This window comes from Flavobacterium faecale, assembly GCF_048320115.1.
Classification (GTDB): domain Bacteria; phylum Bacteroidota; class Bacteroidia; order Flavobacteriales; family Flavobacteriaceae; genus Flavobacterium; species Flavobacterium faecale_A.
Map to the genome: position 1 here is coordinate 195,463 of NZ_CP182943.1, position 16,260 is coordinate 211,722.

Annotated in this window: 14 protein-coding genes; 7 read left to right on the forward strand and 7 right to left on the reverse strand. The window is 33.6% G+C overall.

The window, feature by feature from the left end; genetic code table 11:
* Positions 1-76: 76 nt before the first annotated feature.
* Genes ACNH59_RS00820 through ACNH59_RS00835 form a run of 4 tightly spaced genes read right to left on the reverse strand, consistent with a single transcriptional unit; the run spans position 77 to position 4,889 of the window.
* The gene (locus ACNH59_RS00820; RefSeq protein WP_418263562.1) at positions 77-1,441 is read right to left on the reverse strand and encodes a bifunctional cytidylyltransferase/SDR family oxidoreductase; all 1,365 of its coding nucleotides are present in this window, start codon (positions 1,439-1,441) and stop codon (positions 77-79) included.
* Positions 1,442-1,480: 39 nt separating this feature from the next.
* A complete protein-coding gene (locus tag ACNH59_RS00825; protein ID WP_418263563.1) occupies positions 1,481-2,782 on the reverse strand; it encodes a CDP-glycerol glycerophosphotransferase family protein in 1,302 nt (433 codons plus the stop codon).
* Positions 2,783-2,817: 35 nt separating this feature from the next.
* The gene (locus ACNH59_RS00830; RefSeq protein WP_418263564.1) at positions 2,818-3,915 is read right to left on the reverse strand and encodes a DegT/DnrJ/EryC1/StrS family aminotransferase; all 1,098 of its coding nucleotides are present in this window, start codon (positions 3,913-3,915) and stop codon (positions 2,818-2,820) included.
* Positions 3,912-4,889 (reverse strand): GNAT family N-acetyltransferase, encoded by a 978-nt coding sequence (locus ACNH59_RS00835; protein ID WP_418263565.1) that lies wholly within the window; start codon positions 4,887-4,889, stop codon positions 3,912-3,914. Before ACNH59_RS00835 ends, ACNH59_RS00830 begins: the two co-directional genes overlap by 4 nt.
* A 105-nt stretch (positions 4,890-4,994) precedes the next feature.
* Between ACNH59_RS00835 and ACNH59_RS00840 the strand changes: the two genes are divergently transcribed.
* Entirely contained in the window at positions 4,995-6,797 is a 1,803-nt protein-coding gene (locus tag ACNH59_RS00840; RefSeq protein WP_418263566.1) for a gliding motility-associated C-terminal domain-containing protein, read from the forward strand.
* 17 nt (positions 6,798-6,814) lie between these two features.
* On the opposite strand, the gene ACNH59_RS00845 is transcribed toward ACNH59_RS00840, so the two are convergent.
* Entirely contained in the window at positions 6,815-7,411 is a 597-nt protein-coding gene (locus ACNH59_RS00845) for a trimeric intracellular cation channel family protein (protein WP_418263567.1), read from the reverse strand.
* A gap of 174 nt (positions 7,412-7,585) precedes the next feature.
* On the opposite strand from ACNH59_RS00845, the gene ACNH59_RS00850 reads away from it, so the two are divergent.
* The 5 genes from ACNH59_RS00850 (at position 7,586) to nudK (ending at position 13,399) form a co-directional block, all read left to right on the forward strand.
* Positions 7,586-8,371: a TrmH family RNA methyltransferase gene (locus tag ACNH59_RS00850; RefSeq protein ID WP_418263568.1), complete on the forward strand. Its 786-nt coding sequence runs from the start codon at positions 7,586-7,588 to the stop codon at positions 8,369-8,371.
* A gap of 214 nt (positions 8,372-8,585) precedes the next feature.
* A complete protein-coding gene (locus tag ACNH59_RS00855) occupies positions 8,586-10,805 on the forward strand; it encodes a RelA/SpoT family protein (RefSeq protein ID WP_418263569.1) in 2,220 nt (739 codons plus the stop codon).
* A 110-nt stretch (positions 10,806-10,915) separates the two neighbouring features.
* Positions 10,916-11,410, forward strand: coding sequence for a Fur family transcriptional regulator (locus tag ACNH59_RS00860; protein WP_418263570.1), 495 nt, complete (start codon positions 10,916-10,918; stop codon positions 11,408-11,410).
* 84 nt (positions 11,411-11,494) lie between these two features.
* A complete protein-coding gene (locus ACNH59_RS00865) occupies positions 11,495-12,766 on the forward strand; it encodes an adenylosuccinate synthase (protein WP_418263571.1) in 1,272 nt (423 codons plus the stop codon).
* Positions 12,767-12,817: 51 nt separating this feature from the next.
* Positions 12,818-13,399: a GDP-mannose pyrophosphatase NudK gene (gene nudK, locus ACNH59_RS00870; RefSeq protein WP_418263572.1), complete on the forward strand. Its 582-nt coding sequence runs from the start codon at positions 12,818-12,820 to the stop codon at positions 13,397-13,399.
* 90 nt (positions 13,400-13,489) lie between these two features.
* Here the strand turns inward: nudK and ACNH59_RS00875 are convergent, their stop codons facing one another.
* A complete protein-coding gene (locus tag ACNH59_RS00875) occupies positions 13,490-14,128 on the reverse strand; it encodes a peroxiredoxin (RefSeq protein WP_418263573.1) in 639 nt (212 codons plus the stop codon).
* A 93-nt stretch (positions 14,129-14,221) separates the two neighbouring features.
* Positions 14,222-15,136 (reverse strand): AEC family transporter, encoded by a 915-nt coding sequence (locus ACNH59_RS00880; protein ID WP_418263574.1) that lies wholly within the window; start codon positions 15,134-15,136, stop codon positions 14,222-14,224.
* Between the two features lie 135 nt (positions 15,137-15,271).
* Here ACNH59_RS00880 and ACNH59_RS00885 point away from each other — a divergent pair, with 135 nt between their 5' ends.
* A complete protein-coding gene (locus tag ACNH59_RS00885; protein ID WP_418263575.1) occupies positions 15,272-16,225 on the forward strand; it encodes a sugar phosphate isomerase/epimerase family protein in 954 nt (317 codons plus the stop codon).
* Positions 16,226-16,260: the final 35 nt, after the last annotated feature.

Sequence of the window (16,260 nt, forward strand, 5' to 3'; positions counted from 1 at the left end):
GACCCGAAACTGTGACCAATAAACCTCACCACTCTTTAATCTTTCAAAGTCAGTTACTACGCTAATTAATTCTAAATTATTCTTCCATTAGTCTTATATCAATTACTTGACCGGTATAATTTGACTGTAATGCTTGAATGCAACGCAAAGCTACCGTCTCTGGTTTTAACAACGTTTCCTTTGCTTCATTTCCAAAATTTTTAGTTCTCATAGGAGTATGGGTACGTTCTGGATTAATACAATTTACCTTAATCCCAAAAGATTCCCATTCTTGTGAAATTGCTTGAACAAAATTAACTGTTGCAGCTTTAGTAGACGAATAAACACTGTAAAAAGCCCTACCTCTGGTATAAGAACTTGATGTAAAAAACAAAACATGACCTCTTGACACCTTTAAATAAGGTAAAGATGAAAGGGCAACATTAATCATCCCTAAATAATTGGTATTAATAGCTGCACGAATAGTTTCATAATCCATCGTTTCTAAAGGTTCTTTGTGCAAAACTGCTGCGGTATTTATTACAAAATCGATCTTGTTTTCAATTTTCAAAACTTCTATTATAGCTTTATCAACATCTTCTTTAATAGCAACATCAACATTATTCTCAGATCGAGAAAAGCTGTACACTTGAATACCAATTGATTTTGCTAATTCCTTAATACTCTTTCCTATTCCATAAGCACCTCCAAAGACAATCATAACTTTTCCATTTAAGTTCTGTTGTGATAACTCAAAATCCTTAATTTCAGCGGAGCGCAACTGAAAAAGTTTATCCAATATAAACATATCTTCGGGATAAGTCAATTTCATATTCACCTCATCACCTTTTACTACAAATATTTTTTCTTCAGGTAAATACTTCCGTACGATTCCACAATCATCTGTAACTTTAAAATTTTCATCTTTTAATGCAATATCATAAGCTTTTGCAATAACAGACTGCTTAAAAGATTGAGGGGTTTGCCCGCGTCTCATCTTTCCTCTGTCAGGAATCGCTGTAATAATATCATTTTCAACTTCTATTATCGTATCTGCTGAATTTATTGCAACATCAATTGCATTATAATTCCCCATTGCTTTCACAACATCGTTCAATATTCTTTGACTTACCAATGGACGTGCTGCATCATGAAAAATCAAATTGGCAGTTTTAAAATCTCCATAGGCATTTATTGCAGCTAGGCTGGAATGATAACGCTCTTTACCCCCTTCTAAAATACGTTTAACTTTTTGCCAACCGTTTCTTATAATCATATCTTCAATCATAAAAATATAGTGACTATTAATAACAATTGCTATTTCATCAATTAATTCATTTTTTTCAAAAGCGTCAACTGCATGCTCTATTACCATTTTTCCAGCTACCTTAAAGAATTGCTTAGGTAATGACATACCTAATCTAGTTCCTATTCCTCCCGCTAAAATAACAGCTATGTTCATTTATTGTTGTTTTTTTTGTTATTAATCAAATAATTTATTTTAAAAAAGAGAATCTTGTGTGAAAAACTGACTTTCTAAGTATTTCAATATTTTTTCCGAAGCTGTCAATTTATTATTTGGAACTAATACATTTTGAACAAATAGTTTTCTTTTTTCCTTCATCCAATCTTCTTCACCAATAATCACATTATTAATAAAATCTTCTACCTCATCTTTAGTTCGAGATTGATAATGCATGGCAATAGCTTGATGTCCAAATTCACTCCATTCTTTCATAATCGACTCGTTTCTGACCATAAAAAGCGATGGTTTTCCCGTTACCAAATACTCCGCCATAAATGATCCGCAATCATGAATCAAGGCATCCGAAGTTAGAAAAAGATCATCATAGGCGGCATTCTCTAACTGTCCGTTCTCAATTGCGTTCCATTTTTCATAATAGGCATCTGCTCTTTCTTTGCCCCAATTAGGATCTCTTTCTAATTTTAGTCTTAATAAGGGGTGTGGCTTAAAAGCAATTTGTAATTTATCTTGGAACCTATTGGCTAAATCAAGAAAATAATCATAATATTCTAAAAAATTTGAAACTTTATGCAATTCCGTCATCAAATGATGTGGAGCCCAAATGATTTTTTTTCTTTTTTTAGAATTTCCTTTCCATACTTCGTTATTTGGAAATTTGTTCATTATTAATTGATCAAATCCAGGAAACCCAGTTACAACGCTATTCGCTCCTTTTCTTTTTTGCTTTTCAACTAATATTTTATGATGAATGGGGGTTTCAGTAAAAATTCTCCATACAATATTATGAAAATCTAAGTTATAAAACGATTCATAATTGGTAGTCATAATGGCATACGGAACATAACAAATTAGGGTATTAGGAAATTTATGAATATAGTACCGGTGATCTACAAGACCTTCATAGGGATTTGTATAAAATATAATATCTGGCAAATACTCTTTTGTAGAAATATCTAGATATTTTTCGGTATTTTCATCAAATGTTCTTATGACATTATAACCTTTATTTTTATATGTTTCAAATGATTTGTGCATTTCAAACAACATACTTTCTTTTCCATAATTTACGACCGGACATACATAGATCACTGGCTCAAACTTTGGATGCTTTACCATTAAATTATAAAGCAAATCATACTTCCACACCGATTCGTGAATTAAAAAAAAAGCTACTTTTATTTTATCTTTTCTCCTAACTTTATCTAAGGCTTTTTTCTGTCTTAAAGGAGCACGATAAATCAGATATAACGAATAAATACGATTAGTAACAATAAAAACATATATATCTGCAAGAAACCTCCAAAGTTTGGGGTGCATATATTTTTTAATTGTTGTTTTCAAATCTTTCAATACTAAAACGAGTTTAAAATAGTAATAATAAAATCAACTTCCCCCATGGTTATTACTGGACTAATTGGTAAACTCAAAACTTCCTCGTATATTTTTTCAGTTACTGGTAATGACAATTGATTCCAATCTTTCAATGCTTTTTGTTTATGTGGTGGAATCGGGTAATGGATTACCGTCTGAATACCGTTATCAAATAAATACTGTTGCAAAAGCGCTCTTTCTTTAGTTCGTATAACAAACAAATGAAAAACATGATTCTTTGAGAGGTCCCAAACAGGCAAGCTAATTTTTTCATTTTTCACCTCTGTCATATATCGTTTTGCTATTGCTCTTCGTTTCTCATTATCTGCATCTAGATGTGGAAGTTTTACATTTAAAAAAGCAGCTTGAATTTCGTCTAATCTTGAATTAACTCCGATATAATCGTTCTCGTATTTAACTTTTGAACCGTAATTTCGCAACGAAAACAACACTTCTGCTAACTCATTATCATTTGTAGTAATGGCTCCACCGTCACCCAAAGCTCCAAAATTTTTCCCTGGATAAAAACTAAATGCTGCGGCATTTGCTAAATTCCCAGCTCTTTCCTTATTTAAAATGGCGCCATGAGCTTGTGCTGCATCTTCAATTACTAATAAATCATTTTCTTTTGCAATAGCATTTAGCAACTCCATATCGGCCAGTTGCCCATACAAATGAACCGCTAAAATTCCTTTGGTTTTTGGGGTTATTTTTTCTGAAATTAAATTTGGTTCAATGTTATATGTAACTTCGTTTGGCTCCACTAAAACTGGAACTAAATCAGCTTGTAAAATTGCCAAAACACTGGCAATAAAAGTGTTTGCTGGCACAATAATCTCATCCCCTTTTTGAAGCTTTCCTAAAGCTATGTAGGCTTTAAAAATTAACACCAATGCATCTAGACCGTTCCCGACTCCTACACAATACTTTGTTCCACAATAGGAAGCAAATTGATTTTCAAATTCCCCCACTTCATCCCCTAAAACGTACCATCCTTTATCTAAGAACGTTTTCATTTTTTGCTGAAAAGCAGCTTCATAGCGACTATTTAATTTTTTTAAATCTAAAAATGGAATCATAGTATACATTTTTCAAGCAAAACATATTTTGCTGTTTCAACTTCATAAAAATCATGTACAATGGTACTCGCCCCAAAACTTTCTTTCCATTTACTGAGTCCTTCGTTTAGCTTTTGCCCTTGACATTCGTTAGAAATTCCGAAATCAAAAAAACGTTTATTTTTATATCTTTCAGATATTAAATATTGGTATAAAAAATCCAAACTTCCTAAATTATTCTCAGTTATTAACTTGGATATGTATTGACAATGTACTGTTTTATGAGTTTCAAATATTGTGGTTCCTGCAACAATTTCTTCCCCATGGTACACATTAAATTGGCGTATATTTTCTGGAAACAATTGCTTCAATCTGGTTATTTCAGCTACCGTATGCACCGGCTCAACCTGATGTTTATTTTCTAGATTGGGTATTAAAATTTGATTCCAAAAAGACTCAAAACTGTCTTCTTCTTTTACTACCAACTGATTTTTAATAGCTTTTTGAATTCCTCTTTTTCTGAGTTTTGAAAAAACATAACTTTCTAACATATCTAGTACAGCCAAAGTATCCCTTCTTACTAACTTGGCCTCCAATAAAAATAACGCATAATCTATTTCTTGTGCAGGTTTGAGGTGGTAAATTGTTGGAATCAATTTTATGAGTAGATGTGGTATTCCATTGGTATTAAAATAAGACAAAACACTATGAAAAACTTGAAGTACTGAGCCAAGCTTCAACCCCTCCTGATATACTAACCCTCCATAAGTCAATCCTTGATGAGAGTGCACTTTATCCGCAACTCGATTTGCAGGTAAAACAGCAACTAATTTTGTTGAATCATAAACCATCAAAGAATAATCTTCAAAACGATCTTGATGATACTCCATAAAATCTCGATGAAACAAAAATGTAGCGTTTTTAGCCTGAGCAATGAAATCGTTCCATTGCTCATAATTTGAAGTTTGATATTTTTCTACTTTAAATTGACTCAAAATATGCGGTTTATAAAGTGTGAAAATAAGACTTTTTATCGATTCTATAAATTAAAATGCAAATCCTTCGTAACTTTGAGGGAATCAAACCTTTTAAATTAAAAAATGAAACAATGTCTTCAAAAAATATTTTTGGGCTGGCTATTTCTTTGTGCTAGCACAGTTTTTAGTCAGGACATTTCATTACTCCAACAATTTAACGGAAGATATGACTTTCTATTTTTTGGTAACACCTTAAATCCTCAAGAAAATTCTTTTCAATTTTTCCCATATATTTATACTGCTTCTTCCTCCTTTTTAAGCTTAAATCCAAATGATGAAATTGAAAAAGCTTATTTGTATTGGGCTGGTTGTGGTACTGGAGATTTTGAGGTAAAACTAAACGACCAAATAATTACACCCGATCGAACCTTTAGCCATCAAAGACCAACTGACGGATTTCTTTTCAACTATTTCAGCGCCTTCAAAGATGTAACTGATCAAGTAAAAGCAACAGGCAACGGACTTTATACTTTATCCGATTTAGATGTAACTCCATTTATCAATTATAGTTTTTACAATCGAACGAATTTTGCCGGTTGGGCCATTATAGTTATTTATAAAAATCAACTGCTACCACTAAACCAACTTAATGTATATGATGGACTTCAAGCAGTTCCAGACGAAATCAATATCACCCTCAATAGTCTAAAGGTGATAGACAATACCGATGCTAAAATTGGATTTCTAGCATGGGAAGGTGATTCTGGCATTGCTGTAAATGAAACTTTAACTATCAATGGCAACCCAATCAGCAATCCTCCCTTGAACCCTGTTAATAATGCATTTAATGGCACCAATAGCTTTAACAATTCCAGCCTTTTGTACAATATGGACATGGACAGCTATTCCATTCAAAATAATATTAAAATAGGAGATACTTCTGCAAATATCAAACTTACATCAGGTCAAGATTTTGTGATGATTAACGCTATTGTTACCAAACTAAATAGCCAACTTCCTGATGCCACTATTCAAATAAAAAAAGTCAGTATGAACTGTGACTCTAGAACGGTGCTAGTAGATTATTCAGTTTCAAACCTAAATGCGACAAGTTTACTTCCTGCTAACACTTCAATTTCATTTTATGCAGACAATAACCTTCTACAAACTTTAGTTACAGACTCTGAAATCGCTATTAATGAAACCAAATCTTACCAAATCGCAATTGACATCCCTAGTAATCTATCAGACGATTTCAAGCTAACTTTAGCGGTTGACGACGAGGGTACAGGTCTTGGAAAAGTTGCTGAAATCATTGAAAACAACAATCGGTCCGAATTAGCCATTCTTTTACCTAAGTCTCCGTTATTTAATTCGTTGGAGAATAAAGTTGTTTGCAATGAAGGACTAGGAAAAGGAACCTTCGATTTCTCGAATTATGAATACTTGGTCAAAACAAACGCCTCAGATGAAGTTCATTTCTATGAAACTTTGGAGAATGCCCAAAACAAAACAGAACCAATATTTAATAGTTCAAATTATATTGCCCTAAATACTCCTAAAACTATTTTTGTTTGCATAGAAAATGAATTTTGCTCAAGTATTACTTCTTTTGAATTAATCACTACCAATTGTCAGCCTACGATTTACAATTTTATATCAGCAAATAACGATGGCATCAATGATAGCTTCAAAATAGAGGGTTTAAAAGACATTTTCTTAAACTACAAAATTGAAATATACAATCGTTGGGGAAGGTTAGTTTGGGAAGGAAATAACACCACATCTGATTGGAATGGACATGCCAATAAAGGAAATATAATTGGAAAAGGTCCAGTTCCTTTTGGTACTTATTATTACATTTTATACTTAAACGATCCTGATTACCACCAGCCCATCGTTGGTTATATATTTCTAACCTATTAATAGCGCCTTTCTATTACTTATTCCAAAGAAGGCAAAGCCCACTTAAACCTCACCGCCATCAAACGAATGGAAATAATTACTGAAGAAGTAATCAAATATAAAATATCATTATTCAACCCAAATCCTTTTAACACAAAGAAAACTATACCACCAAAAATACAAATGGTAGCATAAATTTCTTTTCTAAAAATTACAGGAATCTCATTGCATAAAATATCCCTTGTAACTCCTCCAAAGCAAGCCGTCATTGTCCCAATAGCGATACAGATAACAGGATGAAGTCCAATATTAATTCCTTTTTCTAAACCAATTAAGGTAAATACTCCCAGACCAATCGTGTCAAATAAAAACAAAGAAACTCGCAAATGTTCCAGCTTTTTACGAAACAATATAGCCAAAATAAATCCGCCAATAATTAAATGCACATAGATTAAATCTTGCATCCATCCTACTGGAGTTTGACCAATCAATACATCTCGCAAGGTACCTCCTCCCAAGGCAGTTACAAAGGCAATAATAAAAACCCCAAAGGGATCCATTTTTTTGTTCATTGCCGTTAATGCACCTGACATAGCAAAAGCTAGTGTACCAATTATATGAAGTAAATAAAACATCTTAATTTTCTAAATTCCAACAAAAGTAGCCAAAATATGCTACAATAACGGTCTATTTTCCGCTACATATTGATAGGTTTCAAATTTCAAAAATCTATACTATCTTAGCCCTTTAAAAAACAGGTTTTTATTACTTGAAAATGAGCAAGCACAAAAACCGATAAATCCCTACCATTGAAACAAATTACATCTATTCAAAATCCTTTCATAAAATCATTGGTCTTACTACAAGATAAAGCTAAAAGCCGCAAGCAAACGGGTACTTTTATTATAGAAGGAAAACGAGAAATTGAAATTGCAATCAAAGGAGGTTATGAAATCCAAACGGTTTTATTTTATCCAGAAATTTGTTCTGAATCGGAAGCTAAAAAAATCGTAAAATCAGCTGATTTCATCGAAATTAACAAAGAGATTTTTCAAAAATTAGCTTATCGGGATAGTACAGAAGGAATTTTGGCTGTAGCTAAATCAAAACCAATGCAATTATCCGATTTAAAACTATCGAAAAATCCGCTAATCCTTATTGCCGAAGCACCAGAAAAGCCTGGAAACATTGGGGCTTTACTGCGTACTGCTGATGCTGCCAAATTAGATGCTGTTATTATTGCCAATCCCAAAAGCGATTTATACAATCCTAACATCGTACGATCAAGTGTAGGCTGTTTATTTACGAACCAAATTGCTACTGGCACAACTTCAGAAATCATCAATTTTCTTAAAGACAAAAACATCAATTTCTATTGCGCCACTTTGCAAAATTCAACTTCTTACCACACACAGGATTACACAGCTCCTACAGCCCTTGTTGTAGGGACAGAAGCTACAGGACTGACTCAAGAATGGCGTGAAGCCGCTACACAAAATATCATCATTCCTATGCAAGGTGAAATAGACAGTATGAATGTTTCGGTTGCTGCAGCTATTTTAATTTTTGAAGCCAAAAGACAAAGAGGGTTTTAAAAACACAAAAATCAAAAGTCAAAGTTCAAAAATCGTTACTATAAAATCAATTCAATTAGAGTCTAAATTTACTTTCGAAGAAAACATCAAAAATCGTTATTCGTTTATCTTCAATCGTTAATTAACAAAGTCACAAACTCTTTGCATGAACCTACATTTTACGCTTGCATATATAATATCTTATACTTATTTTTAGAGATTGAACACCCCCGTTATGATAGAAATCGACATAGAAAAAGAAAATAAAGCTATTGCTCAAGAATACAAAGAATTACTTCGAATCAGTTACCAAACTTTAACCCCTGAAGACAAAAAACTAATTCGAAAAGCATTTGACGTGGCCGTAGATGCGCATAAAGAGCAACGTAGAAAATCTGGGGAAGCCTATATATTTCACCCAATTGCTGTAGCAAAAATAGTAGCCTCCGAAATTGGACTAGGAGCCACCTCCATAGCAGCAGCTTTAATGCATGATGTAGTCGAAGATACTCCAATAACAGTCAAAGATATTGAACGATTATTTAATCCAAAAGTCGCACAGTTAGTAGAAGGACTTACCAAAATATCCATCGTTCAAAAGGATATGAAAGTCTCCATGCAAGCGGAGAATTTTCGAAAAATGATACTTACTTTAAACGATGATGTTCGTGTTATCTTAATCAAACTGGCGGACAGGTTGCATAATATGCAAACCATGGACTCCATGGAAGATTACAAGCAGGAAAAACTAGCCTCCGAAACCTTATATATTTATGCACCTCTTGCCCATCGTTTGGGGTTATACAATATTAAAACCAAATTAGAAGATTTAGGTTTAAAATATACTGAACCGCGTATTTACAATGAAATTGTAAGCAAAATAAAAGAAACTAAAGAGCAACAAGACAATTACATCAAAGATATTTCTTCAGTTCTTAAGACTTCACTAGATGCTGAAGGACTGGATTATGTCATCAAAGGGCGTCCTAAATCAATTTATTCGATTCATCGAAAAATGAAGGCACAAAACGTGACTTTTGATCAAGTATACGACAAATTTGCCCTGCGAATTGTATACAAATCCTCGCCTCATGATGAAAAATTCCTAGCTTGGAAAATATACTCCATTGTTACAGACCATTATAGACCCAGCCCGAGTCGTTTACGTGATTGGATTTCATCACCAAAATCTACAGGCTATGAAGCTTTGCACATCACCGTTATGGGGCCTAAAGGTCGCTGGGTAGAAGTACAAGTACGTAGTGAACGAATGGACGAAATTGCTGAAAAAGGATATGCAGCACATTACAAATATAAAAATGGCGCAGATGAAGAACATGGATTGGATGTTTGGCTAAACCTTCTAAGAGAAGCCATCGAAAACTCCGAAACTAGTGCAGTTGATTTTGTCGAAGATTTTAAAATGAATTTATATTCAAAAGAAATCTATGTGTTTACCCCAAAAGGAGACATTAAATCTTTACCTAAAGGAGCCACCTCTTTGGATTTTGCTTTTAGTATTCACTCTGAAATAGGTATCAAAACTAGAGGGACACGTGTGAACGGAAAATTAGTACCTCTTAATTATGAATTAAGAAGTGGAGATCAAGTAGAAATTATTACCTCCCCAAATCAAAAACCAACTGTAAACTGGCTCGACTATGTCACCACATCGAGAGCAAAAACCAAAATAAAAAGTGTTCTGAACGAAAACACAAAGAAAATCGCTGAACACGGCAAAGAACTTCTTACTCGTAAACTAAAACATCTAAAAGTTACCTTAAACGAAACTACAGTCAACGAATTAGTAAATTTCTTTAACCTAAAAACAAGTCTCGATTTGTTTTACAGAGTTGGTGTGGGATCTATAGAAAACCAACAATTAAAAGATTATGCTGCCAAGAAAGGAAATACATTAATCAATTTCTTTAAAAACAAAATCAAACGTACTGAAAAGACGTCCGATACCGATATTCACAAACACATATTAAATCATAATTATGATATGTTGGTTTTTGGAAAGGAACAAGACAAACTAGACTATAAATTATCTACTTGTTGCAATCCTATTCCTGGTGATGATGTTTTTGGTTTTGTAACCATTAATGAAGGTATCAAAGTTCACAAAAAAGACTGTCCTAATGCCATTTCTCTACAGTCCAATTACGCTTACCGAATCATGCCAGCCAAATGGATTGATTCCACTCGCCAAGAATTCAAAGCCATGCTTAATATTACAGGAATGGACACCTTAGGACTTACTAACGAGTTGACCAAAGTAATCTCAAATAACATGAATGTCAACATTCAAAGTATATCTCTGAGTGGTGATGCTGGACTTTTCAAAGGCCAAGTAATTGTTATTGTTCAAAATAACAGCATCTTGAAAAAATTAATTGACAACATTAAGAAAATTGACGGTGTAGATAAAGTAACGCGAGTTTATACCAATTAATCCCTCTAAGCACATTTTCTAACTCAAATTGATTCGATTTTAACTCAATTTAAACAAAATTAAATTCAATCCTAAGGAACTATTAAAATAATAATTTATCTTTGCCGAATATGACACTCATTTCCACAGATAACAACAAAAACCAAGAGATTGTAAAAAATGTTTTTACAATGTATCTTGAAAATAAAGGACATAGAAAAACGCCAGAGCGTTACGCTATCCTTCAGGAAATATACGATAGTGAAGAGCATTTTGATGTAGAGAACTTATACATCAAAATGAAAAATAAAAACTACCGTGTGAGTCGTGCTACCCTATACAATACCATCGAATTATTATTAGATTGTGCATTAGTAAGAAAGCATCAATTTGGTCAAAATCAAGCACATTACGAAAAATCATACTTCGACAAGCAACACGATCATCTTATCATGACCGATACTGGTGAAGTGGTGGAATTTTGCGACCCTCGCATTCAAACCATCAAAAAAACCATTGAAGAGATTTTTGATGTTGAAATAACCAATCATTCCTTGTACTTTTACGGCACCAAAAGGAAGCCTAAAACAGAAGAGGCTGACCAAAAGGAAGAAGATAACAAATAAAAAAATATTTAGTTTAAATAAAATGGTCGAGCCTTATTGTGTTTGACCGCCAAATCAGATTAACGATTAAATAAAGAAATTAAAATGACCGTAGATTTATTACTAGGATTACAATGGGGAGATGAAGGAAAAGGAAAAATTGTTGACGTTCTTACCTCAAATTACGATATTATTGCCCGTTTCCAAGGTGGTCCAAATGCAGGACATACTTTAGAATTTGACGGAATCAAACACGTATTGAGAACCATCCCTTCTGGAATTTTTCATAAAACTGCGGTAAATGTAATTGGAAATGGAGTTGTAATTGACCCAGTTGTTTTCCAAAAAGAAATCGAAGGATTGGCTAAATTCAACATCGATATCAAAAAGAAATTAATCATTTCTAGAAAAGCACACTTAATCCTACCAACACACCGTTTGCTTGACGCTGCTTCTGAAGCTTCAAAAGGAAAAGCGAAAATCGGCTCCACTCTTAAAGGTATTGGACCAACATATATGGACAAAACAGGTCGTAACGGACTAAGAGTTGGAGATATTGAATTAGAAGATTTCAAAGAAAGATACCGTTCTCTAGCTGACAAACATGAAGCTATGATTGCCTTTTACGGTGTTGAATTAGAATACAACCTTGAAGAACTAGAAGCTGAATTTTTTGAATCTATCGAAGAAATCAAAAAACTAGATTTCATTGATAGTGAAGAGTACATGTACCAAGCTCAAAAAGCAGGTAAATCTATTCTTTGTGAAGGTGCTCAAGGTTCTTTACTAGATGTGGATTTTGGAACATATCCTTTTGTAACTTCATCTAACACTACTGCTGCTGGTGCTTGTACCGGATTAGGAATTGCTCCTAACAAAATCAAAGAAGTGTACGGTATTTTCAAAGCATACACCACTCGTGTAGGTAGTGGCCCATTCCCTACGGAACTTTTTGACGAAGTAGGCTCAACTATGGCTAAAGTTGGAAACGAATTTGGTTCAGTAACTGGAAGACAAAGACGTTGTGGATGGTTAGACTTAGTAGCCTTGAAATATGCTATCCAAGTCAACGGAGTAACCCAATTGATGATGATGAAAGGTGATGTCCTTTCAGGATTTGAAACATTAAAAATCTGTACAGAGTACAACTATAAAGGAAAAAATATTGCTCATTTCCCTTACAATGTGGAAGAAGAAAATGTTACTCCTATCTACAAAGAATTCAAAGGATGGAAACAAGATTTAACTGGAATGACGACTTATGAAGAGTTACCAGTAGAGCTAAAAGAATACATCGAATTCATTGAAAAAGAAGTGGAAGTGCCTATCAAAATTGTCTCTGTAGGACCAGACAGAAAACAAACAATTCTTAAATAATATCTAACGCTCTGAAATTTCAGAGCGTTTTTTTTTATCATCTCTATTCCAATGGAAAACCCTAATATCAAAATTCAAAAAACCGAATTACTTTCAAACAATTGGTACCTGCTCAACAAAGTCACTTTCGATTATCTTAATAAAAAAGGACAGTGGATTACACAAAAAAGAGAAGTCTATGACCGAGGTAACGGAGCAGGAATTTTACTTTACAACAAAGAAAACAAAACCATTATCCTTACGCGACAGTTTCGACTTCCCTCTTATTTAAACGGAAATTCTTCAGGCATGATGATTGAAGTTTGCGCAGGACTTCTAGATGCAGACCATCCCGAGCAATGCATCATTCGCGAAACCGAAGAAGAAACAGGTTACCGTGTAACTGAGGTAAAAAAAGTAATGGAAACCTATGTTTCACCTGGCGCCGTAACCGAAATCCTTTATCTTTTTGTAGGCGAATACAATACAGACATGAAAGTAAGCGAAGGCGGCGGACTTGAACAGGAACAGGAAGAAATCGAAGTACTGGAATGGCCATTTGACAAAGCCTACAACATGATTGCAACTGGCGAGATAAAAGATGCTAAGACTATCCTACTGTTGCAGTATGCTAAGATTAATAATCTAATATAAAAAAAGTTCTGAGGCGCTAAAATTCTAAGGCAATTCCTTATAAAAATTTAGCACCTCAGAACCTTAGTACCTTAGTTACCTTATAAAATTTTATTTATTAGGCTGTGGAGTCATTCTTAAATAATATTTAATTCGGTTAAATCCTTTGGGGAATTTAGCAGGAATATCTTCATCCTTAATAGCAGGAGAAATCACAACATCCTGACCATCTTTCCAGTTGGCTGGAGTCGCTACACTGTAATTGGCAGTCAATTGTAAACTATCAATAACACGTAATAATTCATCAAAATTCCTCCCAGTTGACGCTGGATAAGTCAGCATTAACTTTATCTTTTTATCAGGTCCAATAATAAATACTGAACGTACAGTAAAAGTTTCGCTAGCTTTAGGATGAATCATATCATATAATGAAGCCACTACTCTATTTTCGTCAGCAATAATAGGATACTGTAAGCTTACTTTTTGGGTTTCTTCGATATCCTTAATCCATTCTTTATGTGATTCCAGTCCGTCCACACTTAAAGCCAGTACTTTGGTATTTCTCTTTTCAAATTCTGGAAAATAATTCGCTACCGTTCCTAACTCTGTTGTACAAACAGGTGTAAAATCAGCTGGATGTGAGAACAAAACTCCCCACGAATCACCTAACCATTCATGAAAATTAATCGTTCCCTTTGAAGTTTCTGCTGTAAAATCAGGTGCTGTATCTCCTAAACGTAATGAAGCCATGATGTTTTTTGTTTTAAATTCCCTTAAAATTAGTTAAAAAAAAGGAAATGACTTAGAATCGAATGATAAATAAAATTTAAAACAACCTCTTAGCTATATAAACTGTGCTACAAAATACCAAAAAACTAATGTGATAAAGGATAGTGGAATTCCATAACCAACCATCATACTTGCCAACCGAGGCTTTAATCCATAACTCGTAGCTAAAATACTCGCTGTAATATTAGAAGCCATAGCAGATTCCATTAAAACAACCTTAATCATCTCCGATCTTTGATTCAATATCAAAACATACAATACATAAATAAAAAGCGGAGTCAATATCAATTTATACAACAATCCAAAACCTAGGAATCTCCAATGTTGGCTTTTACTTTCAAAACGCAATTGCAAACCAACAGAAGTCAACGCCAAAGGAGCCATTATACTCCCAAAACCTTTCAAAATATCTTGAAACCAATCTACTAATTCTATTGAAAATACATTCAAGAAACATGCGACAATAAAAAAAACAAACGGTGGAAACTTAAACATTCGAATCAACATTTGAATAGGCTTCAAATTATCTTTTGAAAAATAAGTTGCAATAAAAATCCCCAAGGTTGACAACACGACAACCGTACCAGGCTGATCAAATAAAATAGCCATCTTTAATCCTTGTTCACCATATAGGGCACTAATAACGGGATATCCTATAAAAGAAGTATTTCCAAGTCCCGCGGTGAGCACTAAACAACCAATTAATTTATTAGACCAACCCCATTTTTTTCCTAAAAAATAAAACAAAGCAAAAGCAACCACAAAACCAATCCATGCTCCTCCAATGGGATATAATAATTCATTACTCCATTTTAACTTTGGAATATAATACAATACAATAGCTGGTAAGCAAATAGTTACCACAATTTTATTAAGTAGTTTATAAGCCTTTGTAATGGGAAACTCCCTTATATTTTGCAATACCAACCCCAGAACTAAACTGGTAAAAATTATTATTATATTAATCATAATGGGCTCTAAAAAACTATTAAGATTACAAATATCCATAATATTGATAACCTAACCTTATAAAAAGTTCTTTATTATTAGCTTGAAAGTATATTTTAGCTATTTTTGGTTAACCAATCCAACATGCACTAAATTATGAGCACAGTTAACAGACGAGATTTTATAAAAAAGACAGCTTTGACCACAGCAGCAATCCCATTTTTGAATTTTCCAATGAACGCTTTCTCAAAAAACACAAATGATAATGATGGGCTGACTGTGAATATTTTTTCAAAACACTTACAATTTTTGGATTATTACAAAGCAGGAGAAATTGCGGCTGAGTTAGGGTTTTCTGGCTTAGATTTAACAGTACGCCCAAAAGGGCATGTAGAACCTGAACTTGTAACAACTGACTTACCTTTAGCTATTCGAGATATCCAAAAAGCGGGTTCTAATTGCACGATGATTACCACTTCGGTTGAAAGCATAAACAATCCAATTGATGTTGCCGTCATTGAAGCAGCAGCCAAAGAAAAAATACACTATTACAGAACCAATTGGTTAAAATACACTGTAAACGGAAATATGCAAAATGACCTCCTACATTACCAAGAGGAAATCAAAAAATTAAGTGAATTGAATCAAAAGAACAGTATAATAGGTTGCTATCAAAATCATGCTGGAACTAGTGTAGGGGCTTCTTATTGGGAGATAGAAGCCATTTTAAAAAATGCAAATCAAGATTACTTTGGTACCCAATACGACATTCGTCATGCTACAGTAGAAGGCGGTTATTCATGGCAAAATGGGTTTTATCTATTACATTCTCATATTAAAACCATCGTTTTAAAAGATTTTAAATGGATGAATATCAATGGCGTTTGGCAAACAGTGAACACTCCAATTGGACAAGGAATGGTTGATTTCAAGACCTACTTCAAACTCCTTAAAAAACATGGACTAAAACCACCGGTTTCACTACATTTAGAATACGATTTAGGCGGAGCCGAAAAAGGAAACCAAACCATTTCCATCGATAAAAAAATAGTTTTTGATGCTATGAAAAGAGACTTGGATGCGGTTCAAAAGTTATGGAGAGAAGCATAAAAAAAACGCAATGAATATATTTTTCATTGCGTCTT